15 protein-coding genes are annotated in these 26685 nt (G+C 51.2%); 9 read left to right on the top strand and 6 right to left on the bottom strand.

The annotated features are described in order from the left end of the window. The first annotated feature begins 252 nt into the window (after positions 1 to 252). The 3 genes from ACZ42L_RS00145 (at position 253) to clpB (ending at position 4620) form a co-directional block, all read left to right on the top strand. Positions 253 to 636: an L-rhamnose mutarotase gene (locus ACZ42L_RS00145; RefSeq protein ID WP_464703024.1), complete on the top strand. Its 384-nt coding sequence runs from the start codon at positions 253 to 255 to the stop codon at positions 634 to 636. A 31-nt stretch (positions 637 to 667) separates the two neighbouring features. Continuing rightward, positions 668 to 1873 (top strand): nicotinate phosphoribosyltransferase, encoded by a 1206-nt coding sequence (gene pncB / locus ACZ42L_RS00140; RefSeq protein WP_464716277.1) that lies wholly within the window; start codon positions 668 to 670, stop codon positions 1871 to 1873. A 158-nt stretch (positions 1874 to 2031) separates the two neighbouring features. Then, on the top strand, positions 2032 to 4620 hold the full coding sequence (gene clpB / locus ACZ42L_RS00135; RefSeq protein WP_464716276.1) for an ATP-dependent chaperone ClpB: 2589 nt from the start codon (positions 2032 to 2034) through the stop codon (positions 4618 to 4620). A 31-nt stretch (positions 4621 to 4651) separates the two neighbouring features. Here clpB and ACZ42L_RS00130 read toward each other — a convergent pair whose 3' ends face one another. Then, positions 4652 to 6757, bottom strand: a complete 2106-nt coding sequence (locus ACZ42L_RS00130) for a M6 family metalloprotease domain-containing protein (RefSeq protein ID WP_464716275.1) — start codon at positions 6755 to 6757, stop codon at positions 4652 to 4654. Between the two features lie 331 nt (positions 6758 to 7088). On the opposite strand from ACZ42L_RS00130, the gene ACZ42L_RS00125 reads away from it, so the two are divergent. Further along, positions 7089 to 9083 carry an OPT family oligopeptide transporter gene (locus ACZ42L_RS00125; RefSeq protein WP_464716274.1) on the top strand — a complete coding sequence of 665 codons (1995 nt, stop codon included), beginning with the start codon at positions 7089 to 7091 and terminating at the stop codon, positions 9081 to 9083. Positions 9084 to 9124: 41 nt separating this feature from the next. On the opposite strand, the gene ACZ42L_RS00120 is transcribed toward ACZ42L_RS00125, so the two are convergent. Beyond that, positions 9125 to 11902 carry a 3'-5' exonuclease gene (locus ACZ42L_RS00120; protein WP_464716273.1) on the bottom strand — a complete coding sequence of 926 codons (2778 nt, stop codon included), beginning with the start codon at positions 11900 to 11902 and terminating at the stop codon, positions 9125 to 9127. Between the two features lie 135 nt (positions 11903 to 12037). On the opposite strand from ACZ42L_RS00120, the gene ACZ42L_RS00115 reads away from it, so the two are divergent. After that, positions 12038 to 12367 carry a hypothetical protein gene (locus ACZ42L_RS00115; RefSeq protein WP_464716272.1) on the top strand — a complete coding sequence of 110 codons (330 nt, stop codon included), beginning with the start codon at positions 12038 to 12040 and terminating at the stop codon, positions 12365 to 12367. Continuing rightward, positions 12364 to 13692: a retropepsin-like aspartic protease gene (locus ACZ42L_RS00110; RefSeq protein WP_464716271.1), complete on the top strand. Its 1329-nt coding sequence runs from the start codon at positions 12364 to 12366 to the stop codon at positions 13690 to 13692. Before ACZ42L_RS00115 ends, ACZ42L_RS00110 begins: the two co-directional genes overlap by 4 nt. 180 nt (positions 13693 to 13872) lie before the next feature. On the opposite strand, the gene ACZ42L_RS00105 is transcribed toward ACZ42L_RS00110, so the two are convergent. From ACZ42L_RS00105 to nagB, 4 genes are all read right to left on the bottom strand, one after another. After that, positions 13873 to 16332, bottom strand: coding sequence for a S9 family peptidase (locus ACZ42L_RS00105; RefSeq protein ID WP_464716270.1), 2460 nt, complete (start codon positions 16330 to 16332; stop codon positions 13873 to 13875). A gap of 206 nt (positions 16333 to 16538) precedes the next feature. Then, positions 16539 to 17129: a porin family protein gene (locus ACZ42L_RS00100; RefSeq protein ID WP_464703016.1), complete on the bottom strand. Its 591-nt coding sequence runs from the start codon at positions 17127 to 17129 to the stop codon at positions 16539 to 16541. A gap of 212 nt (positions 17130 to 17341) precedes the next feature. Continuing rightward, positions 17342 to 19333: a glucosamine-6-phosphate deaminase gene (locus ACZ42L_RS00095; protein WP_464706277.1), complete on the bottom strand. Its 1992-nt coding sequence runs from the start codon at positions 19331 to 19333 to the stop codon at positions 17342 to 17344. A 28-nt stretch (positions 19334 to 19361) separates the two neighbouring features. Then, on the bottom strand, positions 19362 to 20147 hold the full coding sequence (gene nagB / locus ACZ42L_RS00090; protein WP_464699615.1) for a glucosamine-6-phosphate deaminase: 786 nt from the start codon (positions 20145 to 20147) through the stop codon (positions 19362 to 19364). Between the two features lie 488 nt (positions 20148 to 20635). Between nagB and hflX the strand changes: the two genes are divergently transcribed. The 3 genes from hflX to ACZ42L_RS00075 are packed head-to-tail and all read left to right on the top strand — an operon-like array spanning position 20636 to position 26685. Continuing rightward, on the top strand, positions 20636 to 21886 hold the full coding sequence (gene hflX / locus ACZ42L_RS00085; RefSeq protein ID WP_464699613.1) for a GTPase HflX: 1251 nt from the start codon (positions 20636 to 20638) through the stop codon (positions 21884 to 21886). 13 nt (positions 21887 to 21899) lie between these two features. After that, entirely contained in the window at positions 21900 to 23762 is a 1863-nt protein-coding gene (locus tag ACZ42L_RS00080; RefSeq protein WP_464716269.1) for a DUF4954 family protein, read from the top strand. 10 nt (positions 23763 to 23772) lie between these two features. Further along, positions 23773 to 26685, top strand: a complete 2913-nt coding sequence (locus tag ACZ42L_RS00075) for a M16 family metallopeptidase (protein WP_464716958.1) — start codon at positions 23773 to 23775, stop codon at positions 26683 to 26685.

Below are 26685 nucleotides of genomic sequence, written 5' to 3'. Positions count from 1 at the left end.
CTTGGCAGCACCACTGTCTGGCCTTTGCAGCAATGCTGTTTGGGTTTTGCAGCAACGCTGCCGAGGCCTTGCAGAAAATCAAGCCGGCAGGATATGAAATAGCAGGCAGGCCAGACAAATATTCGAAAGTAATCGCCTTGCCCATCGACCCGGATGTATAAATACAGCAAAAAAGATGGTGTCGTCTCGCTTTTATGTTTATCTTTGCAGAAAATAGGCTGCATTCGGCTTTAAAACATAAAAGAAAACAATATGAAGACAGAAGGCTACAAGGTGAAACAATACGATGGTCCGGTAAAACGATACTGCCAGACGATGGACCTGCGCGACAACCCCGAACTCATCAGACGCTATCGTGAAGCTCACGACCGTGAACACTTCCGCCAACAAATAGCAGACGGTATCAGGCAAGTAGGAATTCTGGAGATGGAGCTATACATCGTAGGTACACGCGTCTTCATGATAGTCGAGACGCCCGAAGACTTCGATTGGGACGATGCCATGAGCCGACTCGCCACCTTGCCTGGACAACAAGAGTGGGAAGACTACGTGTCGCAGTTCCAGCAATGTGCCACCGGCAGCACCTCGGACGAGAAATGGAAGATGATGGAGCGCATGTTCTATCTTTACGAATAAATACCTGTAAAACTCTTACCCTACTACAATCATGAGACAAATCATACAACACTTCACCGACGACGACCTCTATAAGTTCACCATGTGTTGCGCCGTAATAGACAATTTTCCGCGTGCACAGGTAAAATATCAGTTTGTCGACCGCAACAATACCGTCTATCCGGAAGGCTTTGCCGACCTCGTGGCCGAGCAAATCAAGATGCTCGAAAACCTCGTTATAACCGACGAAGAGATACGCTTCATGCAGCGCGAGTGTTACTATATACCCCACTGGTTCTACCGTTATCTGCGTGGTTTCCGCTTCAAACACCAATGGACACGCGTATGGCAAGACGAGGAAAGACATCTGCATATAGAATTTGAGGGCAGTTGGTCGGACACCATCCTGCTCGAAGTGAAAGTGCTGGCCATCGTGTCCGAACTATATTATATGGTGACGGGACAAGATGCGCAATTAGACTACGACGAGTATTACACGAAATCGTATGCCAAGGCCGAGAAACTCTTGGCTGCCGGATGCGTCTACAGCGACTTCGGTACACGCCGACGTGCATCGTTCGAGGCCGAAGACACGGTGATAAAGGCCATGAAAGACTGCTCGGAATCGCGCCAGTGGCCAGGCAAGTTTGTCGGCACGAGCAACGTCTATCTGGCCATGAAGCATGGTCTGACCCCTGTAGGTACGATGGCTCATGAGTTTGTCTGCGCCATCGGCGGCATGTATGGTCCGCAGATGGCCAACCACATTGCCATGAACTCGTGGCGCAACACCTTCCGTGGCGCTTTGGGGACTTATCTCTACGACAGTTTCGGGTGGCGCATTTTCTGTCTCAACTTTTCCGAAGACTTCGCCAACCTGTTCAAAGGGCTGCGTATAGACAGTGGAGACAATCGCGAAGAGCTGGAGAAAATCGTGGCCAAATACCAGTCTTTCGGCATCGATCCACGCACCAAGCAAGTGGTATTCAGCAATGCCCTTGACACCGACCGCGCCATCGAAGTGCAGCAATATGCCAAAGACTGTTGCCAGCCTTCGTTCGGCATAGGTACTCATTTCACCAATGATTTCGAGGATATCGAACCGATGAACATCGTCATCAAACTCGTTGCAGCGAAGATTACGGAGTCGTGGGACTTCTACAACGATACCTGCAAGTTGAGCGAAGACAACGGCAAGCACACCGGAAAGCCGGAGATTATCAAGCGATTTATGGAAGCGCTGCACATGGAAGACTGATAGTCATCAAATCAGTACAGCAATAAGCCCGCTCCGTTTTATGCCTTTTTGACACCGTTTTATGCCAAAAAGACATGAAACGGGGCAAGGCATAGGTTTTGAGTTCTCCTTTACGAAAAGGATAAAAAGACTATTTAATCGAGGAAAGGAGACTCTATATGGATTTCAACAAATTTACTATCAAAGCCCAAGAGGCCGTGCAAGAGGCTGCAAACATTGCCCAACGCAACGGCCAACAGGCCATAGAGCCGGTTCATCTGCTTCAGGGTATCATGCTGAAAGGCAAAGATGTGACTCATTTCATATTCCAGAAGTTGGCCATCAATACCCAACTGATTGAATCGGCAGTGCAACAGGAGATTCAACACTTGCCCAAAGTGCAGGGCGGACAGCCTTACGTGAGCAACGAAACGAATGCCGTGTTGCAGCAGACACAGGACTACAGCGCGAAATTAGGAGACGAATTCGTGTCTATCGAACCCATGTTGCTGGCGCTGCTGAGTGTCAATTCTACCGTCAGCAGGATTCTGAAGGATGCAGGATGCACCGAGAAGGGCATGCTGCAAGCCATCAACGAACTGCGCCAAGGCAAGAAAGTGGATAACCAGAGTGGCGACGAGAACTATCAGGCATTGCAGAAATATGCCAAGAATCTGGTCGAAGATGCACGCCAGGGTAAGCTCGATCCCGTCATAGGACGCGACGATGAGATACGCCGCGTGCTACAGATACTGTCTCGGCGAACCAAGAACAACCCCATATTAATAGGTGAACCGGGTACAGGCAAGACCGCCATCGTGGAGGGACTGGCCGAACGTATCGTGCGAGGCGACGTACCCGAAAACCTCAAAAACAAGAAACTGTACTCTCTCGACATGGGTGCTTTGGTGGCAGGAGCTAAATACAAGGGCGAATTCGAGGAACGACTGAAAGGTGTTATCAAGGAAGTGACCAACGCCGAGGGCGATATAATCCTCTTCATCGACGAGATACACACGCTCGTAGGGGCTGGTGGCGGCGAGGGAGCAATGGATGCTGCCAACATCCTGAAGCCTGCGCTGGCCCGTGGAGAGCTTCGTGCCATCGGTGCAACAACGCTCAACGAATACCAGAAATACTTCGAAAAGGATAAGGCATTGGAGCGCCGTTTCCAGACAGTCATGGTGGACGAACCGGACGAACTGGATGCCATCAGCATCTTGCGTGGACTGAAGGAGCGGTACGAAAACCATCATAAAGTGCGCATACAGGATGATGCCTGCATCGCAGCAGTGAAGCTTTCGGAGCGCTACATATCCGACCGTTTCTTGCCCGACAAGGCCATCGACCTCATGGACGAGGCTGCTGCCAAGCTGCGCATGGAACGGGATTCCGTGCCGGAAGAACTTGACGAGATTACCCGTAGGCTCAAACAGCTCGAAATAGAGCGTGAAGCCATCAAGCGCGAGAACGATACCGACAAGATAGCGCAGCTCGATAAAGAGATTGCCGAACTGCGGGAAGAGGAGCATCAGTACCGTGCTAAGTGGGAATCGGAGAAGGGATTGGTAAACAAGATACAGCAAGACAAGCAGGAAATGGAAAGCCTCAAGTTCGAAGCCGAGCGTGCCGAACGCGAAGGAAACTACGAACGGGTGGCCGAAATACGCTATGGCAAGCTCAAAGCATTGCAGGATGACATCGACAATATACAGCTGCAACTCAAGGCTACTCAAGGTGGCGAGGGCATGGTAAGGGAAGAAGTGACGGCCGACGACATTGCCGAAGTGGTGAGCCGATGGACAGGAATCCCTGTCACACGAATGCTCCAGAGCGAGCGAGAGAAACTGTTACATCTGGAAGAGGAACTGCACAAGCGTGTCATCGGGCAGGAAGAGGCCATCCAGGCGGTGAGCGATGCGGTGCGCAGAAGCCGTGCCGGACTGCAAGATCCCAAACGCCCGATAGCCTCTTTCATCTTCATGGGTACTACAGGTGTGGGCAAGACGGAGCTGGCCAAGGCTCTGGCTGAGTATCTATTCAACGATGAGAACATGATGACGCGTATAGATATGAGCGAATATCAGGAGAAATTCAGTGTCTCCCGACTTATCGGCGCACCTCCGGGATATGTGGGTTACGACGAAGGGGGGCAACTGACGGAGGCTGTAAGACGCAAACCTTACAGCGTGGTACTCTTCGATGAAATAGAGAAAGCACATCCCGACGTCTTCAATATCTTGCTACAAGTGCTGGACGACGGGCGTCTGACCGACAACAAGGGACGCACGGTGAACTTCAAGAACACCATCATCATCATGACATCCAACCTCGGCAGCCAGTACATCCAGCAGCAGATGCAGGATATAAACGTCTACAACAGGGATGAAAAAATCGACGAAATGCGCCGGCAGGTGTTGGAAATGCTGAAACAGACCATCCGACCGGAGTTCCTGAACCGTATCGACGAGACCATCATGTTCCTGCCTTTGACAAAGGAAGAGATAGGCAAGGTGGTGACACTACAGATGAAACACGTGCGCAGCATGCTCGAACAGCAGGGCTTCAACGTAGAGTGGACGCCCGACGCAGTCGACTTCCTGGCCAAAGCGGGCTACGACCCGGAGTTCGGGGCACGTCCGGTGAAGCGGGCTATCCAGCGTTTCGTGCTCAACGATTTAAGCAAACAGCTCCTGTCGGAGAACGTATTACGCGACAAGCCCATCATCATTGATGCCGACAACAATGGGCTTGTGTTCAAAAACTGACAAATATCAGACTTTCATGGGGAAAGGTTCATCACAGCTTGATGAACTTTTTCCCATTTCTTATATACATACCCGGCGGCAACAGGCTTTCGTCTGTCCCCATATACTGCCCCATAACGGAGTATATACGACCATCTTCCATCCCGCTCTCGCTTATCGTCAAGCGGCGGATAGCGGTCGCCGTATTCTTTCGAACCACCTTCACGTCGTCCAATACCATGCGCGAGGACATCACAAAACGCAGCGTCTTCGCTCCCTTATCCTTGATGACAAACTGATAAGATGACCATTGCTGAGGCTTCAACGTGATAACATCGAGCAACGTATTGCCCACATAGACATCGACCGTCGAAGTTGTTTTTCCCACTCCCGCAGCCTGGAATGTGAGCGTATCGTCCTCCATGAACATGATGGAAGGAGACGTCAAAGTGGCTCCGGCATGCTGACTCGACCCGAACTTAGCACACTGATGCCCGCCATACATGGTCTGTGTGCAGCTCCATCCCGTCTTGTCGGCAGCAAAAGTACCTTTGAAACCACTCACGGTGTCCCACTGATTATCATTTCCACCAGTTCCTGCACACTTGCCGAACGACTCATAGAAAACCACACCCGTGGTATTGTCGGGCAGTCGGCCTGCCTTAAACTTGAACGAGACTGTACCGTCTGGATTCCGCTTAATGCTACTCAGACCACCCAGCAGATACTTCGTTCCGTCGGCATTGTCATTGAAGAGTGTGGCAGCAGGTAGGGAATAGCGGTTCAGACTGTCGTTACCGGCATACGGGAAGAGGTCGTTTGCCATCGAGCGATAGTCCCATCCCAACTTACCATCGGCCGGCACGATGGCACAACGCAGATGGTTCTTATCCTGATTTACCTTATTGCCAATCCACAACTTCGCATCATAATCCACATGGGTCACCAGCAATCCCTGTCCGGGAATGGCGGCATCCCACCCTTTCTTCTGCCTGTTCTCCAGCAGATAGTATTCATCCCGATTTCCTTCGTTATATAGAATGTAGGCCGGTCCATGCTCATGATTTGCTGTCATCTTCTCTACCGTCGTATCGTTTTTCAGCTCTATGGGAGTCAGCCATCCGCAAGCCATCTTCTCATACGCCGTATAGCAAGGCGGCATATAGCTTCCCTGATTGTATGCACCCGCCGCCATCAGGTCGTAATTTCCCATGGCATAGTTCACACTGGGCTTCGATGTATCATAGAAATCGGGCAATCCCAGACAATGGGTAAACTCATGACAGATAACCCCGATGCCATTGATAGCCCCCGTTCCCTTGAGTTCGTTACTGCATGCGTAGGTATTGATGACCATGCCATCAATCATCAATGGATAGCCCAGAGCGCTTTCCAAGTCCCACTTATGAGGCCAGATACACGACTTCGCCCCCCCATCGGCCTCGCTCTGACCGGCAAAAAGCACGAACACCTGTTCCACTTCGCCGTCGGCATTCCAGTCGTATTCCGAGAAATCTACCATATCTTCGACAGCCTCACAGGCTTCTTCTACCATCTCTCCCGGACACATATCGGAGCCGCGAGAATTGTTTCCACCATAAAGGGCCTGTGAACTGGACAACGTAACCGGGCCGACCACGTCGAAGGTCAAATCGAAAGCCCCGTTGCTCTGTGCCTTGAAATAATCGTGCACACTGCCACAAAAGTCGCCATACTTGAAGTTTTCTTCGTTGGCAATGCGGTTGTAGAGTGCCTGGTCGTGGCCAGCTGCAAACACTGTATCGGCAAAATTGACCAAGATAATCAGCCCCTTCTTCTTGCCCGAATACAGCGTATTCGGCTGAGTCGGAGCATTGTGGCGATGCAAGCCACGCGTGCCGGCATTCGCCTTCAGGCTCATCATCGAGCGCGTAGGTGCGGTCTTGGCATCGCGCAAAACATAATAGCCACGGTCCGGATTGTATACATACTGCACACCTTCGGCCGTTCGGTAAAAATGGAAGTTCTCGTCGCCCACCAGTTCGGCTTTGAGCGCCGTCCCGTCTGCCAGATAAATGGTTCGCCACTGCCCCGGTCTGGCCGGAACAGCCATTCCGTCCATGACACATAGCATACAACATAGGCATGCCATAACTACCTTTAAATAAATACGTTGCATAAAATTCATTGTTTATTTTGAGTTTAACAGAATATCAGATGTAAGGTTTCGTCTTGTCAAGGCATTGCCCCCATTTTACTGCAAAGGCTCGGCAGTGTTGCTGCCCAGGCTTTGCAGCATTGCTGTTTGGCCTTTGCAGCATTGCTGCCACGGCCTTGCAGTTTTTCAAGTGTATGTCCACGGTATTTCCGTCCAGCCTGTCGAAGTTCCTTATAGTATCACCTGCGATGAGCAAGTGTTGCAAAATTACGTTTTTTTTCACACATTCCAATGGTCTTCTTATATAAAAATGTTACTTTTGTGGCATATTAACCCCATTTCGTTAACATTCATGCAAGAAGAACAATACAAAGAGGTAGACCCAATGGAACTACCTGAGAACGCATTCAGAGAATTAAAAGACGGCGAGGAGTACAAGCCTATCATGAATCCGGCACGCAACTATCCTGAAGTCAACGGATGGTCGGTGACATGGGGCATTGTCATGGCGATGCTGTTTTCTGCCGCCGCTGCCTATCTGGGATTGAAAGTCGGACAAGTGTTTGAGGCCGCCATTCCCATCGCCATCATTGCCGTGGGCGCGTCCACGGCAGCCAAGCGCAAGAACGCATTGGGCGAAAACGTCATCATACAGAGTATCGGGGCTTGCTCCGGAGCTGTGGTAGCCGGGGCTATCTTCACCCTGCCGGCCATCTATATCCTACAGGCCAAGTATGGCGATGCAATGACCGCATCATTCTTCAAAATCTTTATGAGCTCGGCATTGGGCGGCATCATCGGCATTCTGTTCCTTATCCCGTTCCGCAAATACTTTGTGAGCGACATGCACGGCAAATATCCTTTCCCCGAAGCTACGGCCACCACGCAGGTGCTGGTGAGCGGTGCGAAGGGTGGCGGACAGGCCAAACCGTTGCTCTTATCGGGACTCGTGGGCGGACTCTACGACTTCATCGTGGCCACATTTGGCTGGTGGAACGAGAATTTCACGTCGCGTGTCATGGGAGTTGGCGAACAGTTGGCCGACAAAGCCAAGTTGGTATTCAAAGTCAACACGGGTGCAGCCGTACTCGGACTGGGCTATATCGTGGGCCTGAAATATGCCCTGATTATCTGTCTGGGGTCGCTCTCAGTATGGTGGCTCATTGTTCCGGGCATGTCAATCCTCTTCCACGACCAGGTATTGAATATGTGGGACCCCTCTATCCAGGCTACGGTGGGCAGCATGTCGCCCGAAGAAATATTCTCGGCCTATGGCAAGAGCATCGGCATCGGTGGCATCGCTATGGCCGGAATCATCGGTATCATCAAGAGCTGGGGCATCATCAAGGGTGCTACTTCGCTGGCTGCCAAGGAGCTGAAAGACGGTAGTGGAGACGCAGCTGCACAGAAACGCACGCAGCGCGACATCTCTTTTAAGATTATAGCTGTGGGGAGTATCGTTACGATTCTCGTTACTTTCGTCTTTTTCTGGGCCGGTGTAATGAGTGGAAACCTGCTCCATGCCGTTGTCGGAATTCTGTTGATAACGCTCATTGCATTCCTCTTCACCACCGTGGCAGCCAATGCTATCGCCATCGTGGGCAGCAACCCTGTTTCGGGAATGACGCTCATGACGCTGATATTGGCATCGGTAGTGATGGTAGCTGTGGGACTGAACGGTCCTGGCGGCATGTTGGCTGCCCTCATCATGGGTGGAGTTGTATGTACAGCCCTGTCGATGGCAGGCTCGTTTATCACCGACCTGAAGATTGGATACTGGCTCGGTACGACACCGAAGAAGCAAGAGAGCTGGAAATTCCTAGGCACACTGGTGAGTGCAGCAACCGTCGGCGGCGTCATGATGCTGCTCAACGAGACCTACGGATTCACCTCAGGACAGTTGGCAGCACCGCAAGCCAACGCTATGGCGGCAGTCATCGACCCACTCATGAACGGCGTCGGTGCGCCTTGGGTGCTTTATGGTATCGGTGCGGCTATCGCCATCATCCTCGACCGTTGCAAAGTTCCGGCCCTGGCATTTGCCCTCGGTATGTTCATTCCTTTGCAACTGAACACACCTCTGTTGGTCGGTGGTGCTATTAATTGGTTTGTTACTTCGCGCAGCAAAGACGCTCAGGTCAACAAAGAGCGTGGCGAGAAAGGCACGCTCATTGCCAGCGGTTTCATTGCCGGAGGAGCATTGATGGGTGTGGTGAGCGCACTCCTGCGCTTCGGCGGCATCAATCTGGTAAATGACGCATGGCTTGCCAATCCGCTCTCCGAGCTTTGTTCGCTTGTTGCCTACGTGCTTCTGATACTCTATTTCGTCAAGGCTACGAAGAAATAGAAATCCCCTCAAAGGTCTCCCTGTGCCTTTTCTTCCGCTCTCTATGGAAGAAGGGGCATGGGCGAGGCATTCAAATCAAAATACTTCAACAGTGGTGTCATGAACCGAGTGAGCCTACGTGGCTGTGGCACACCGTGATAATCGAGCCGTGAAACACTCTGCATGACGATGACACGCTTCTTGGCGCGCGTCATGGCAACATAGAACTTACGGGCATCCTCGGCCATTTGTTGAGGATTGTTACGACTGAAATAGCTGGGATAACGGTCTTCCACAGCATCAAAAATAATCACGTTATCAAACTCCAATCCCTTTGCTTTGTGTACGGTTGTCACAAAGATACGGTCTTCTATGGATTCACTGCTGCATAAGTCGGCCTCTTTCAGTGTATTCATCGTGGTGAGATGGCGGGCCAACTGCTCCACCAGCGCTGCCCCACTCTCGCGGTCTATCAGGTCGTGGGAAAGATAACGGATTATGTAATCGAGCGAGCGGACAGGTTCAACTATCTTATCTCGCTTCAAGACGCCATATATATAAAGCAACTCATCGACCAATGCAGGATGTTCACCCTGCACTTCCTGCGTGTACAGTCGGGCTTGCGTATGGGCATAGATTGGTCCGTAGACACGGCGCAACACCTCCACTCGCGACACTACACGCTTCTGCTGCATCAGTTTCCGCTGCCCCTCGACCACCTCCAAAGCCTGCTTATAGCAGTAATTCACTACGTTGACGGTGGCTTCGACATCTGCATCGGCCAAGTGAGAATTCTCACCTTCCAAATGGAGAATGGCCAAGAGATACTTTAATTTATACTCCTTCAGACCGGGAACAAGCAGTCGGGCCAATTTCAGTGAATCGAAATAAAGCGGATGCAGACGGCTCAAATCGACCGCAGGGAGGTATCGTTGCAGATTATAAGTCAGGATATGATAGTCGTATTCGGCGTTATGGGCGAGCAAAACGGCATCGCCCACATAGTCAAGAAACAGCTGCAAAGCCTCCTGGGGAGACAGTAGCTCATGATGACGGAGTTCTTCCAAGATAGGATTCTCGATGTCTCCGAGCATCTTGGGAATCGGTCTGGCAGTCTGAATGAACAAAGACAACCGGCTTCCCTCGACCACTTGCCCTCCTCGCATCTTCACAGCTGCTATCTGCACGATGTCGTCTTCGAATACATCCAACCCCGTTGTCTCTGTATCAAACACCACTATCTCGCGGTTATCGTATGCCTCTACAAACTTCTGTACATACGAAGAGTCGGGAAACAGCAGGAAGTCGGAGGGCAACATGGCATGGTTGAGCAGTGTCCGGACAAAGTTACGGGCAGCTGTATTGGTTTCGAATACGTGCAAACCTTTCAATACCCGTGCCCACGAAATGAAGTTATGTTCACACGAAACCAGGTTGAGATGAGCGAAAAGCAACTTGACCACGGGCGACGAAAAGAGATCTTCACCCGACACTTTGAAATGGCTGACCATGCGAGACTTCAATGCCTGGCTGATAGCATCGGCATCCCGATTCGAGCTAACGACGACTGCCGTGGTCTCATCGGGATAATCCTGCATCATTTGGCCGGCTATCTGGGCCGCATCCAAACACTCTGCTTCGATATTCTCGGACTGTACCAGCTGTAATTCATTGCCCAGACGGACCGGCTCATAATCCGTCGTGGGCAGCAAAGCAGGGTCTATCTGCAATACTTCCTGGGCATAACAGTTGAACACATCGAGCAGATAGCGGGGCGAACGGTGGTTCATTTGCAAGCGATGCAGATGGCCCTTACACCGCTCTTTCAGCACTTCAAGGGTCGACATCTTAGCCCCCATGAACGAGAAGATGGCTTGCTGCTCGTCTCCAAGATACACTACCGTGGGATTCCCAGACGCTGTCAGCGCATCAATAATAGCCAGTTGAAGCGCGTTCAAGTCCTGCACTTCGTCCACTTGAACCCACTGAAACACCCTCTTATCAGCCTCTTGGGCATGTCGCAGATGCTCGTAAGTGAGCAACAGCAAGTCTTCAAAATCCACCAGCTTATTCTCCGTACGGTACACATCGAACTGTTTTGCCGTGCGCATCTTGACCAACAAGTGGTTCACTATCTGCTGCTCGCCTATATCGTAGGCTTCGCTTCGTGCCTCATCCAAATAGAAATCGGCATTCGAATAGAGGTCCTCTACTGTCTGGGCAGTCAGTTCCAGATGCTGATGACGGCATATCGCCCGCATAGCCTCGACATCGTCGGGAGTCAGGCATTCCGGATGAAGCCGCAGAGAGCGCGGATGTCCATGCACCAGCTGATACATGAAATGCGACAGTTGCATCACCTCCATGTAAGCACGGTGGCGACGTGGCGCGGCAGCCACCTCATATTCATCCTCATTCAGGATGTTGGCCAAGATGCTGATAGTGTCTTCCTCGTCGATAATCGAGGCCTCGGCCGGTATCAGCCCATGCTCGAAGAGATATTTGGAACAAAACCGATGCACGTTTCCCACGAACACTTCGTCTACTCCCTCATCGGCTATTTGCCCACGAATACGCTCCATCATGCCGCGGGCAGCACGATTGGTAAACGTCAGACACAGCATATCGGCATAGTCTACACCCAAAGAATGTGCCCTCCGAATACGCTCAGTGAGTATCTGAGTCTTCCCACATCCGGGCGGAGCAAGCACCAGATGGAAACCCGATTGGGCATCCACAACCTCCTGCTGACTTGGGTCGAGTACAAAACGCCGCTCTTCTGCACTCTCCGAAAGAGCAGTGCCGTCCAGCCTTTCATTCTTTCCTATCTTGGCATCCATGATATTTCGTTTGTACAAATATAGAAAAAATATCTCTTTCCGGCAAATAAGAATGTTTCACTATCAACATTTCGAAGTATCGAAAATAATACCTACATTTGCCGTCGAAGATTGGATAGTTATTTAAAAATCATCATGCGAATCATCCACAACAGGTTTATACCCTTCAAGCAATACGATGCCATCAATCTCTTCGGACTGCTTTTCTGCCGCAAGGGAGCCGGCATCACGCTCGAACTCATTCAGCACGAGCGCATACACACGGCTCAGATGCTGGAGATGGGATTCATCGGGTTCTATCTGTGGTACGTAGTCGAATGGTTTATCCGCCTATTCATGCACGGCAGGGCATATACCCACATCTCTATGGAACGCGAAGCCTACGCCCACATGCACGACCCCAACTACCTGTTGCGCAGGAAACATTACGCCTGGTGGAAATATTTAAGACAGAAACATCAATGATCAGACCATTCCTCATCATCCTGTCGGCCATTTGTATGCTGTCGTGCAATGCAGCCACAGAACCTTCCGACGACCGTGTGAACAGCCTTATCGAGCAGGAAGACTGGTTCGCGCTGGATGCCGAATACACTTCGTTACGCCCTCGTATCAAGGATAAGACCGTGAGACTCACTGCCGATGCCATGCTCAACTACTTGCAAAACAAGCCGCACAAGGCTGTCGCATACCTCGACACCTTGCTCAACAGGCAGTTTTATCACCGCCATCGTGAGGCTTACTACAGCCTGTCGATGCTCCGATGCCGCATGCTGAACAACGTAGGACGCTATCGTGAGGCCACAATGGCATTGGGCAAGATGACGCAGGAACGCAAGGCAGAGGGGGCAAGCGAACAAGACTGGAGACCGCTGGAGGACTTTCAGGCACAGAATAAATGGCTGGACCAGCTTCCCGCTCCGTCTCTCCAGCGCACCAAAAACGATGTCTCAGTGCCGTTTACACTGCAACAGATGCAGGCAAAAAATCAGGAAACGTGGGTGGAGAAGGCCAGGAAAGACTTCAAAGGATATCTGCTCACCGTCGAGGCATACGTCAACGGACAGCCACTGCAAATGGCTTTCGACACAGGAGCTTCGAAAACATTCCTGTCTGAGGCCACGGCCAAGCGGATGGGACTCCGATTCCTGCCCGACACCATCACACTGAACGGCTATCAGCAAGCCCGCCGGGCCTTCGTCGACAGTCTGCGCGTGGGCCAAATCACGTATCACAATCTCATCGTCTACGTAGGTATTTCGTCGCTCAACGCGCTCATCGGCACAACCATCGACGCCGTATTGGGACTCGACTTCATTTCGGCGGTGAGCGAAACCCAGATATGTTTCGACCAACGCAGGCTGATATTCCCGGCCCAACAGACACCCCTCCCTGCTTCGGGGCGCAATCTCTACATTCAGAACGTGCCATACATCAAGGCAAACAGGGGCAACGAACAGCTTACCTTCGTATTTGATACAGGCGATACCACAGGGTCGCTCTATTACAAATACTTCGACAGACACCGCTCGGAAGTGCTGCAAACGGCCGAACGCGACTCCATTGCACAGGTGGAATACGGCCGTATCTATATTCGCGAGGTCTACATGTTGCCTCGACTGACGTTCACGCTAGGTCGCACATCGGTCGACATCGAGCAGGTGTATGTAGACCCGAAGTCCCATGGATGGGTCTCTACCGCAGACGGAAGAATGGGAATGGACCTCGTACATCGCTTCCGTAAAACCACCATCAACATGAGTTCGATGTTCGTAAGCGTCGAACAGTAGACTCTACTTGTCTACTTGTATCTCGTCATTTTACTCCTATCTTATTACTTCTTAACTCTTACTTATTACCTCTTAACTCTTACCTTATTTTACTGCAAGGCCTCGGCAGCGTTGCTGCAAAGGTCCAACAGTAAAACTGCAAAGGCTCGGCAGTGATGCTGCCGAGCCTTTGCAGTAAATTCATTCATCTGTAGCCACTTTCGGATACAGGTTGTCCCACCAGGCAGAATCGTCCTGCAAGTACTTCGCAAACCATGCGAAAATGGTATTCTGCCACTTCACCCGCTTGTTATAATCCACGATATGATGGTCTTGTCCTGCCACAACAACCAAAGCCGTGGGACGTCCCAACAACTTCAGCGCATTGAACATCTGGATGCTTTCGCCCAGCGGTACGTTCTTGTCGACACTGCCATGCAGGAAGAGCAGCGGCGTATGAATCTTGTCGGCATTGAATAGCGGCGACTGATTGACGTAGAGCTGACGGTCGGACCAGGGATAGCGGTCGCCCATAGACACCTCGCTATAGCTGTATCCCCAGTAGCCTTCACCCCAGTAACTGGTGTGGTCGCTGATACCCGCATGCGAAATGGCAGCGGCAAAGAGGTCGGTACGCGTCTGGAGATACTGCGTCATAAAGCCACCATACGACGCCCCGATACAGCCTATCTTCTTCGCATTGACGTAAGGGTGGGTGTCACAAAACTTGCGTGTACCCTCGATGATGTCGTCGGCTACGCCCTGTCCGGCCGTAGCTACATGGCGCGAGGCAAATTCCTGCCCGAATCCTGCTGCACCGCTCGGATTGATGACGTAGACCACATAGCCCATAGCAGCATACACATGATGCGGATAACGGGTCTCAAAATCGCGGCTCGTGGGCGAACAACCGCCATAGTAGTTGACGATGAGCGGATATTTCTTAGCCGAATCGAAGTCGGCCGGCAGATAGAAACGGCCGCTGATGGTGTCGCCGCGGCTGTTGACGAAGTCCCAAGCCTCGCACCGACCGAGCTTCACATCCTTGAGAATGTCGTGGCTCAAGTCTTCAACCATCTTCGACTGTCCACTCTTGGTATCGAGCAGATAGCGTCGGTCAGAGTTCGAAGCACTTGCCCCGTACCATGCCATTTGGGTGCTTCGGTCGGCCAAAGAGAACTCCGACACCATGTCTTCGGGTACATCCATACGCACAATTCTGCCATCGGTGGGCGACAGGCGGAACAGGCGGCAATAGTCTTTGTCCAATGCCGTGAAATAGATTTGGCCGTCGGCCTTGCTCCATTCCACCTGCTCAATGGATGGATTAAAGGTGCGTGTAAGCGGTGTCACATGATGTGTGGCTATGTCGAAGGTATAGAGTTGATAGTCGTACATGCTGGGAATACGCCCGTCGGGAACGTTCTTCCCCACCCCTCCGAAACTCTCCGGAGAGCCTTTGACGACGAGACTGTGCCCGTCGGGCGAGAATCTGGCCCCAGCCAGAAAACCATCATCGGCCACAAGTGTCTCTGCCTTCATCTCCTGGAGGTCTATGCGAATCAGCGAATAGAGGGTCGTCGGCCGTTTCGTCAGGCGGCTACGGTTCGTCATGACGAGCAGATAACGCCCATCGGCAGAGATATCTTCCATCGAGACATTGTGATATCCAAAGGTCAAAGGTTGCAACATGCCGGTTTCCACCTTATATATAGAGAGGTGATTGCGGTTGCGCCAACTTGGCTGGCGGTCGTCGGGTTCCACAATTTGATAGATGTCTCTGGCTTCGGCAGGGCCTTCCTGCATCCTAGAGACAACGATATACTTCAGGTCGGGAGAGATGAGAAACGACCCGTCGCGAGGTAATCGGCTGGCCAACACGCGCTGGTTGCCCGTCCGGATATCGGTCATGACCAACCGAACGCCGTCTTTCAGACTTTCTTCCACGTAATAGGCCGCATGCCCAGGCACCCAGTAAAGGGGCGAGGAAGACTCGGTCAGCAGGCGACCTGTGGCTGTCTCGACGACACGCCACACCGAATACTGCTTGCCACCCGGCTCAGTTATGCGATAACCCGTTATCTGATATTGCCCGTCAGACGACAACTCTACGTCCGATATACGCTTGCCATCCAGTACATCGGACAAGGAATAGCTACGCTTGGTGTCGGTATCTACCGACAGGAGCGACTCATGATCGGCCTTGACGCTGACCTTGAACGACTCTCGCTGTCCACCACGCGAGAGATATTTGACGGTTACAAGATACGTTCCGGGCTGGAACGTCTGCTCGCCTTGGACAGGCAGGCCGTCAACAAGCACTTCGTACGACCGCAAGCCTGTCACTATGATTCGCCCCTTGGCATAACCTCGCGACCGGAGATTGAACCGTAGCAGATGCAAGGCATAGTCATCGGCACTCACAGGCGCATGTTTGCCTGAGAATATCTTGCTTTCAGAGACGGGCTGAAGCGACAGACTTGTATTCAATAACGACTCATCCGAAAACGTCTTGGTATTGATATCAATGCTGTCGAGCATCAACGGACAATGCACAGCATACGGTCCTTGATAGCGAAAGGTGGTGACGTCAATGGCCTGAACGGCTGTATTCAAGCCGAATAGCACTCCCGTAAGAAGATATAAATGTGACTTTTTCATCGTAATTTCGTTTAGATTGAAATATATTAGTGCAAATGTATGCTTTTTACGGCAAACTGCCATGAAAGTAAACATTACATTTGCATGTTTTGAAAACGATGCCGACGAAAAAGAAGCAAAAGGGAATAAGAACAAACAAAAGAATATCATCTGTCGCTGAAGTGTGCAGATAAGGATGATATTCTTTTGTTATCGGCCGATAAAAATCAAAATTCCAACTCCAGACCAATCATCAATTCTTCCGGAGCAAAGCGGATGCCCCAGCCCGAATTGCCGATTTCGGCCTCTTCGCCACCCGTATAATGATTGCGATAACCGACAAAACCCATACGCAGACACAGGCAAAGGCCCTCAGTAAGGTCGACACATGCGCCCGGACGCACACCTATTTCATAGCCGTTCCGCTTCTCGGTCGATTCCGAAGTCTTGCGGTAACTGTAGCCCACACCGCCATCCATAAACAGATTGAAAGGCCCTTTATGCACATAGTAGTAGCGGGCAAAAGGCGATACTTTGTAGCTTGTGGTCTTCGTACCATCACTTTCTTTCTCCTTTCCGAAGCCCAACATCACACCAACTCCCCACGTTTCATTGAACAGACGGCCTACTTCGGGGTAAAAGTTGAACGTGTGACTATGGTCTTCCTGATTATTCCAATAGGTAAGAGCACCTCCAACAAAGATGCGGGCATCATGTTCCATCTCCAAATGCTGCGATGGAAAGGTGTCATAATCGCTGGCCCAAAGAGATGAGAATATGCCAGATAGCAAGCATACTAATAGAGATAAATGTTTCATATGGTAGATTTTTAAATAATTAATGGTTAACAAAGATATGGAAAATAGACGAGGTGATAGGAAGAAACAGGACGACCGATGGCCAATTTACCTACAAGTAGGTAGGCAGGAAGGGCTTCTACAGCCACTATCCCCTTTCTTTCAAGGCACGAAAAAGGGCGAAGATACTTGCATATCTCCGCCCTCATATCAATCTATATTGCTTCTACAGACTATAGTGGCTTATACTCTACGAATGCTTCCATAGCCTCGTAGCAAGCCAAACCTAAATCATCATACAACTTAGCTGTACCACGGTTGCGGTCTTCAGAACGCTGCCAGAACAGGCGTTCGTCGTTTCCGAGGAATGGAGCGCTTTCCATCTGGCTTGAATGCTTCAAGATACTGTTACGCTTAGCACGCAATTCTTCAGGACTCATCGGCACACACATCTCGATATTTTCGATTTCCCATTCAGCCCATGCACCACGATACATCCAGATACGGCAATCTTTCAGCCACTCAGCACCGGCTTCCTTCTCTACATCGATAGCTGCCATGACAGCGTCAGTACACTTGCGATGAGTTCCATGAGGGTCGGCCAAGTCACCAGCAACATATATCTGATGGGGTTTCACCTTGCGCAAAAGCTCCAATACCACTTCCACATCAGCTTCGCCCATAGGCAACTTCTCAATCTTACCCGACTCATAGAATGGCAAATCGAGGAAGTGAACACGCTCCAATGGCACATCGTTGTAAGTACAAGCAGTGCGAGCTTCGCCACGACGAATCAATCCCTTAATGGTCAGGATGTCGCGTGTATCCATGTCGCCTTCTTTCTTTTCGGCCAGAAACTTCTTGATTTCCTGATACTTGCTCTTGATAACTTCATCCTTCTCGTCGCCGAAAATCTGGTTGAAACCATTGATGAAGTGCATGAAACGAGTCACCTCTTCGTCGCCCACGGCAATGTTTCCACTGGTCTCATAGGCTACGTGCATCTCGTGGCCCTGCTGAACAAGTCGGCGCAGAGTACCACCCATAGAGATAACATCGTCGTCGGGGTGCGGAGAGAATACGATAACACGCTTGGGGAATGGCTTTGCACGTTCCGGACGATTGGTATCGTCGGCATCGGGTTTGCCTCCGGGCCAACCTGTAATAGTATGCTGCAAGTCGTTGAAAATCTTGATATTGGCATTGTAAGCAGAGCCATACAGGGCCAGAAGTTCAGACAGTCCGTTCTCGTTATAGTCCTTATTGGTGAGCTTCAGGATGGGCTTTCCGGTCTTCAGGCAAAGCCATACCAGTGCAGAACGCACCAACTTATCAGTCCACTTGCAAGAAGTTACCAACCAAGGATGGACGATACGTGTCAGTTTGCCGGCTGCTGCGAGATCGATAACCACGTGGGCATCGTTGTGAGTCTGCAAGAACGAAGCGGGCAAAGCGTCAGTAATCTGACCCTCGACCATCTTCTGGATAACCTCAGCTTTCTCATCTCCCCATGCCGTGATGAACACCTTGCGAGCCGCCAGGATGGTTGCGATACCCATCGTGATGGAACATGGAGGAACAGGCTCTTGCGAACTGAAGCTCATAGTCATCTCTTCGCGCGAAGTAGCATCAAGCAACATCAGGCGAGAAGTGCTGCTAAGACCTGAACCGGGTTCGTTGGTAGCGATGTTACCGCTGCGTCCGATACCCAACAGAACGATGTCCAAGCCACCGCATTCAGCGATTTTCTGCTCGTAGGCACGGCATTGCTCTTGTACGTCATCCTGCTTTACAGTACCGTCAGGCCCATATACATTCTGCGGATTGATGTCGGTCTTGTCCAGGAACATAGCGTGTAATTGAGCCATAGCACTATGCTCATTGCCACCGTTCAAGGGGAAATATTCGTATGCGTTGAATACTATGACATTGCTGAAACTCAACTCTTTCTTCTCGAAACGTGCTATCAATTCCTCATAAACGGGTACGAGCGACTTACCCGTGCCAAGACCCAGCACGCAGTTGCGGCCTTCATTGCTACGCTGGTTGACGAGTTTGCAGATTTCGTCTGCTATATTGGCAGCTCCTTCCTCGACCTTAGCGAAGATTTCTGTAGGTACTTTCTCGCAGCGAGTGATTTCCGAACGCTCTACAGCCGTACGTGGACGGTAGAACTCTTCCGGTACTTTGTTCAGTACAATTTGTGAACTTAGGTGTAGTCTCATGATTTACCTCCTATATGATAAAGTTCGTTTATTTGTTTTCTATATCTTTGAAATAACGGTATGTACCCACTTTCAGCTCGTCAGTAGCAGCCTCATCGCATACAATGATGCCATGCTTGTGCAACTGAAGGGCACTGATGGTGAACATCTGGGTTACCGGACCTTCTACCACTGCCTGCAAAGCGCGAGCCTTAGAGTGGCCGTTGATGAGCACCATCACCTCGCGAGCATCCATCACCGTGCCCACACCTACGGTCAAAGCGTAAGCAGGAACTTTGTTCACGTCGTTGTCGAAGAAACGTGAATTGACGATACGTGTATCGGTGGTCAATGTCTTCTGGCGGGTACGTGAAGTCAATGATGAACCGGGTTCGTTGAAAGCCACGTGGCCATCAACACCCACACCGCCGATAAACAGGTCGATACCGCCGGCCTCGGCAATCATTTCCTCGTAGTGAGCGCATTCAGCTTCCAAGTCTTCTGCATTGCCGTTGAGGATATGGATATTCTCTTTCGGGCAGTCAATGTGGTCGAAGAGGTTACGTGCCATGAACGAATGGTAGCTTTCGGGGTGAGATTCGGGCAAGCCCACATACTCATCCATGTTGAAAGTCAACACGTTCTTAAACGACACTCTTCCAGCCTTGCAAGCTTCTGCCAGTGCCTTATACATGCCGATAGGCGAAGAACCTGTAGGCAAACCAAGTACAAACTTATGGTCTGGTGTTGGATTAAACTGATTGATACGGTTGATAACATGCTCTGCTGCCCACTGAGACAGCTTCTCATAATCTTTTTCAATGATTACTCTCATGGTTGCTAATTAAGTTAGTTTACTTATTTCTTTGAATTAGCAAAGATAACATAAAAACATCAGAAAACAGAACAATATAGCAATTTTTCTCAAAGTTAATATTTTATAACGCGCCGTTGCCAAGCCAGCGTGGCAATCAGCCCTCCTAGACCAGGTTTGCTGCATGTCCCCACTCCGTTTTGCTGTCATCGTTTTTTCCTATATCTGCGTAGTCATTCATAACTCATATACCATGCACTCACGCCTTCTACCAGCTTTATGGAGCACTTTGTTACCTAGCCAGCTTTTCGACACAAGCCAACACCCTCCTCCAATGGATTACTGCAAAGGCTCGGCACAACCGCTGCAAAGGCTTAGCAGAAATGCTGCAAAGCCCAGTCAGCAACGCTGCCGAGCCTTTGCAGTAATCCAAGTGTACAAAACTTAGTTGGAAATGCCATAATTATGAGTTTATTTCTTAACTTTGCAAGGATTATAACACTATATACATGAAGGAATTTGTCATCTCAGAAGTAAAGGCCGAAACAGCCGTACTCGTGGGACTTATCACGCAAAACCAAGACGAGGCCAAGACCAAGGAATATCTGGACGAGCTGGAGTTTCTGGCCGACACGGCCGGAGCTGTCACCGTAAGGCGATTCACACAGAAGGTGGCCGGCCCAAGCCAGGTGACCTATGTGGGCAAAGGTAAGCTGGAAGAGATAAAACAATATATCAAGGACGAAGAGGAAAACGAGCGCCCTGTGGGCATGGTCATCTTCGACGACGAACTGTCGGCCAAGCAGATACGCAACATCGAGAACGAACTGGGAGTGAAGATTCTGGACCGCACATCCCTGATTCTCGACATCTTTGCCATGCGCGCACAGACAGCCAATGCCAAGACTCAAGTGGAACTGGCGCAATATCGCTACATGTTGCCCCGACTCCAACGGCTCTGGACTCACTTGGAACGCCAGGGAGGCGGTTCCGGTTCGGGTGGCGGAAAGGGTTCAGTGGGACTTCGCGGACCTGGCGAGACGCAGCTGGAGATGGACCGCCGTATCATCCTTCAGCGCATCACACTGCTGAAACAGCGACTGCTGGAAATAGACAAGCAGAAAACCACGCAGCGCAAAAACCGCGGTCGCATGATTCGTGTGGCACTGGTGGGCTACACCAACGTGGGTAAATCGACGCTGATGAACCTCATGGCCAAGAGCGACGTGTTTGCCGAGAACAAGCTTTTTGCCACGCTCGACACCACCGTGCGCAAGGTAGTGGTCGACAACTTGCCTTTCCTGCTGGCCGACACCGTAGGATTCATCCGCAAACTGCCTACCGATTTGGTCGACTCTTTCAAGTCTACGCTCGACGAGGTGCGCGAGGCCGACCTGCTGTTGCACGTGGTCGACATCTCACACCCCGACTTCGAAGAACAGATACAGGTGGTAGAAAAGACACTCAGCGAACTGGGCTGTGCCGAGAAGCCGTGCATGATTATCTTTAACAAGATAGACAACTACTCGTGGATAGAGAAGGAGGAAGACGACCTGACACCTATCCGCAAGGAGAACATCACGCTCGATGAACTGAAACGTACCTGGATGGCCCGGCTCAACGAGAACTGCCTGTTCATCTCGGCCAAGCAACGAGAGAACATCGACGAGTTCCGCAACGTGCTATATAAAAAGGTGCGCGAGCTGCATGTGCAGAAATACCCGTACAACGACTTCCTCTATCCGGAGACAGAGGAGTAAAAACAAGACAACTATGAGACAGCTGACAGACGAAGAAATCATCACGCTCGAAGAGCATCAGTGTTGGGCCGAAGACTGGACGGCGATAACCGTGGCCGAGGATTTCATGCCCAACTACCTGCATCGGGTGATGTTCTACGGCGACATTGAACTGGGCGAATTCACCAGAAACGTAGAAGTGAGCCGCGGATTCATGAAGCACAGCGGCATCAGCAACGCTACGCTGCGCAACGTCAGCATCGGCGACAACTGTCTCATCGAGAATATCGGCACTTACATCAACAACTATACCATCGGCGACGATTGCTACATCGGCAACGTGGCCATGATGGAAACGGCCGAGGGGGCAACCTACGGAGAGGGCAACCTCATCTCCGTACCCAACGAGTCGGGCGAAGGCAACCTGATACTTTTCCACCGTCTTAACAGTCAGTTGGCCGCCCTGATGGTGCAGCATGCCGACGACAAGCCATTGCGCGAAGCCTTCCGACGCCTTATCCACGAGGACATAGAGCGCCACATGCCCGACCGTGGCAGCATCGGCAACAAGGTAAAGATTGTCAATACCAAGGAGATTGTCAACACCATCGTCTACGACGACTGCGAGATAAGCGGTGCCGAGCGGCTCAGCGACTGCACGATTATGAGTTCGCTCAATGCCAGTGTGTTTATCGGCACGGCCGTCATCTGCGAAAATTCCATCATCGGCGACGGTTCGTCCATCACCAATGGTGTGAAGATGCAAGACTGCTTCGTGGGCGAAGCATGCCAGCTGAGCAATGGATTTACGGCTACAAGCAGTGTCTTTTTTGCCAATTCCTACATGAGCAAGGGCGAAGCCTGCGCGGCTTTCTGCGGTCCTTTCACTACCAATCATCATCAGAACGGCCTGCTGCTGAGCGGCATTTTCTCGTTCTATAACGCGGGCAATGCCACTAGTTTCAGCAACGACTGCGGCAGAATGGGGGCTATCCGCCACGGCATATTAGAGCGCGGATGCACCACAGAGAGTGGCACTCTACTCGCCATGCCGGCCCATATAGGTGCGTTCTCGATATGTTCGGGCGTGCTACGGCATCATCCGGACACACTCGCCATGCCTTTCTCGCTCATCAAGGCGGTGGGCGACACCATATATCTGAAACCGGGCCACACGCTCACCACGGCAGGCTTGTATCGCGACGTGCGCAAGTGGGCCAAGCGCGATGTGCGTATTCCAGGCCATCAGCGAAGCATTGTCGACTTCGACTGGCTGAGTCCGTTCACCGTAGGCGAAATCATCGAGGGTAAAGAGATACTCGAACGTCTGCGCGAAGCATCGGACGGGCATGCTCCCACCTATTACTATCATGAGCATGCCATCACGGCCGCCGACCTAAACCTAGGCATCGACAACTACGACATGGCCCTGCGCATCTACATGGGAACGGTGCTGAAGCTGCGCGTGGAGCTGAACGAAGCCGAACAACCGTACACACGAACGGGATGCGGACAATGGACTGACCTCGGCGGTATGCTGCTGCCGAGCAGTGAAGAACGCGCCCTCATCGACGATATACGGAACGGAGACATCGAGACCGTACAGGACATCATTGACCGACTGGCCGACATCCACACGTCATATCACAACTACGAATGGGCCTGGGCATATCAGCTGATACTCGACTATTACCACCTGTCTGAGCTGACCGACGACATGGTCGAACGCATCATGCAAGATTACGCCACTGCACAGCGCACATGGGCAGACCGCATACGGCAGGATGCCGAGCGAGAATCGGCATCGGGCGACGTGGAAGAGAGCGTGCTGGGCGATTTCATCGACACGCTGAACCGCGAAAGCGAACCAGACAAAGCAAACAGTATAATATTATAAAAATATGAAAATGTTCAAAACAAAGAAAATCATTGCCTTTGCTGTGGTTTTAGCTTGCTCCATCATGGGCATGCTAGCTAAGGATTACCGCTATGTAACCGTCAAGGGCGACCCCATGCAGACCCGTATCTATACGCTGGACAATGGGTTGAAGATTTACCTGAGCGTCAATAAAGATGCACCACGTATCCAGACTTACATCGCCGTACGCACAGGTTCGCGCAACGACCCTGCCGAGACCACAGGTCTGGCTCACTATCTGGAACACCTGATGTTCAAGGGTACGACCCATTTCGGGACTAGCAATCTGGCCGCAGAACAGCCCCTGCTCGACTCTATACAAAATCGCTACGAGGTGTATCGCACCATCAAGGACCCTGCAAAGCGCAAGGCTTGGTATCACAGCATAGACAGCCTGTCGCAGTTGGCAGCCAAGTATAACATCCCGAACGAATACGACAAGATGATGGCAAGCATCGGAGCAGAAGGCACTAACGCCTATACGAGCAACGACGTGACCTGTTATCAGGAGAATATTCCGGCCAACGAGATAGAGAACTGGGCCAAAGTACAGGGCGACCGCTTCCAAAACATGGTGATTCGCGGTTTCCATACCGAGCTTGAAGCCGTGTACGAGGAATACAACATCGGTCTGGCCAAAGACAATCAGAAAGTCTGGGCCGCACTGAACGCGAAAATATTTCCCACCCATCCCTACGGCACACAGACCACTATCGGCGTGGGCGACCACCTAAAGAATCCCTCTATCGTCAACATCAAGAATTACTTCAACAAATACTACGTGCCTAACAACGTGGCTATCTGCATGGCCGGAGACCTGAATCCCGACCAGACCGTGGCCATGATTGACAAGTATTTCGGTACATGGAAGAAGAGCGGGAATCTCTCGCGTCCTGAGTTCCCCGTTCAGCCCGACCTCACCGCAGCCATAGACACGACAGTCGTTGGTCTGGAAGCAGAAAACCTGATGATGGGATGGAAATTCGGCAAGGCCTCCTCTTTGCAGAACGATACGCTCGAAGTCATCAGTTCGCTGCTGGCAAACGGCCGTGCCGGCCTCTTCGACCTGAATCTGAATCAGGCCATGAAGGTACAGGGCGTAGCCACAGGTGTCAATGCTTTGGCCGACTACAGCACATTCCTGGTGGTGGGAAGTCCCAGAGAGGGACAGACACTGGAAGAGGTACGTGCCCTCATCCTGGGCGAAATACAGAAGCTGAAGAACGGAGAATTCTCCGATGAGTTGCTTCCTTCGATAGTCAACAACATGAAGCGCGATTACTACGCATCGTTGCTGAACAACAATTCCCGCGCCAGCCAGTATGTCGACGCATTCATCAACGGTACGGAATGGGAGCAGGTAGTGGGTCGCATGGACCGTATATCGAAGATGACGAAAACACAGATAGTAGACTTTGCCCGCAGATATTTCGGCCAGAACTTCGTTTGCGTATACAAGAAGACAGGCGAAGACAAGAGCATCAAGAAAATAGAAAAGCCGGCCATTACGCCGATACCTACCAACAGAGACAAGAGTAGCGACTTCTTACGCGAAGTGGCTGCCAGCAAGCCTGAGCCTATCCAGCCCCACTTCGTAGACTTCGAACGCGACCTGACCTTCGCCAAGACTGGCAAGAAACTGCCCGTGGTATATCGTCAGGAAGCCAACGACAAGCTCTTCAGCCTGATGTATCGCTATGAATTTGGCAGCCAGAGCGACGTAAGATATGACTATGCAGCCAGCTATGCCGACCTGCTGGGAACTGACAAGCTGTCTGCCGACCAGGTGAAACAGAAATTCTACAAGCTAGCCTGCGACTTCGGAATCAGCGTTGCCGGCAATGCTATCACCATAAGCCTGTCAGGCCTGAACGAGAATATGGCTGACGCCGTGGTATTGGCCGAAGACATATTAAAGAACATGAAGGTAGATACAGAGGCCTATAAGAAATACGTAGACCTGATTCTAAAGAGCCGCGCCAACAACAAGAAATCGCAACAGTCTAACTTCAGCGCCCTGACCCGATATGGTATCTACGGAGAATACAATCCACAGCTGAACATGTTGTCGGCAGCACAGCTCAAACAGACCAATCCGCAGACACTTGTCGACCTCATCAAGAATCTGAGCAACTATCAGCACACCTTATATTATTGTGGTCCATCGAGCCTTGCCACCATCACCAAGCTCGTAGACAAGCAGCACCGTATGGGCAAGAAACTGCTCAGCGTACCGGCCATGAAGGAGTATAAGGAGCAAACCACGACACAGAACGAGGTGTTGTTAGCTCCCTACGAAGCTAAGAATATCTATATGATGATGTATCATAACGAGAACCAGCAGTGGACGCCGGAGCGTGCAGCCGTTCAAGCTGTCTTCAACGAATACTTCGGTAGCAGTATGAACAGCGTGGTATTCCAAGAATTACGCGAAGCTCGCGGACTGGCATACAGTGCATCTGCCCGCTACATGTCGCCCGGATTGAAGGGACGTCCCGAATGGGCACAGACCTATATCATATCCCAGAACGACAAGATGGCCGATTGTATTCGCGTCTTCAATGAGATTCTTGATACCATACCACAAAGCGAAGCAGCTTTCCAACTGGCCAAGCAGAGCCTAACAAAGTTTTATGCCAGCATCCGCACCATGCGCGGTGGGCTCTTCAATGCGTATCTCAAAGCCAAGAACCTCGGTCTGGACTACGACCTGAACAAGAAGGTTTACGAGACACTGCCAAGCATCCAACTCAAGGATATCGTCGACTTCGAGCAGCAGCACATGGCTCGCAAGCCCTATCGCTACATTATCCTGGGCGACGAGAAAAACCTGAACATGAAAGAACTGGAAAAGATTGGCCCTGTAAAACGCGTGTCTACAGAGACCATTTTCGGATATTAA

The organism is Prevotella mikamonis (assembly GCF_055381405.1).
Note: the sequence above shows the minus strand (reverse complement) of the source record. Positions and strands in the feature narration are given on the sequence as shown.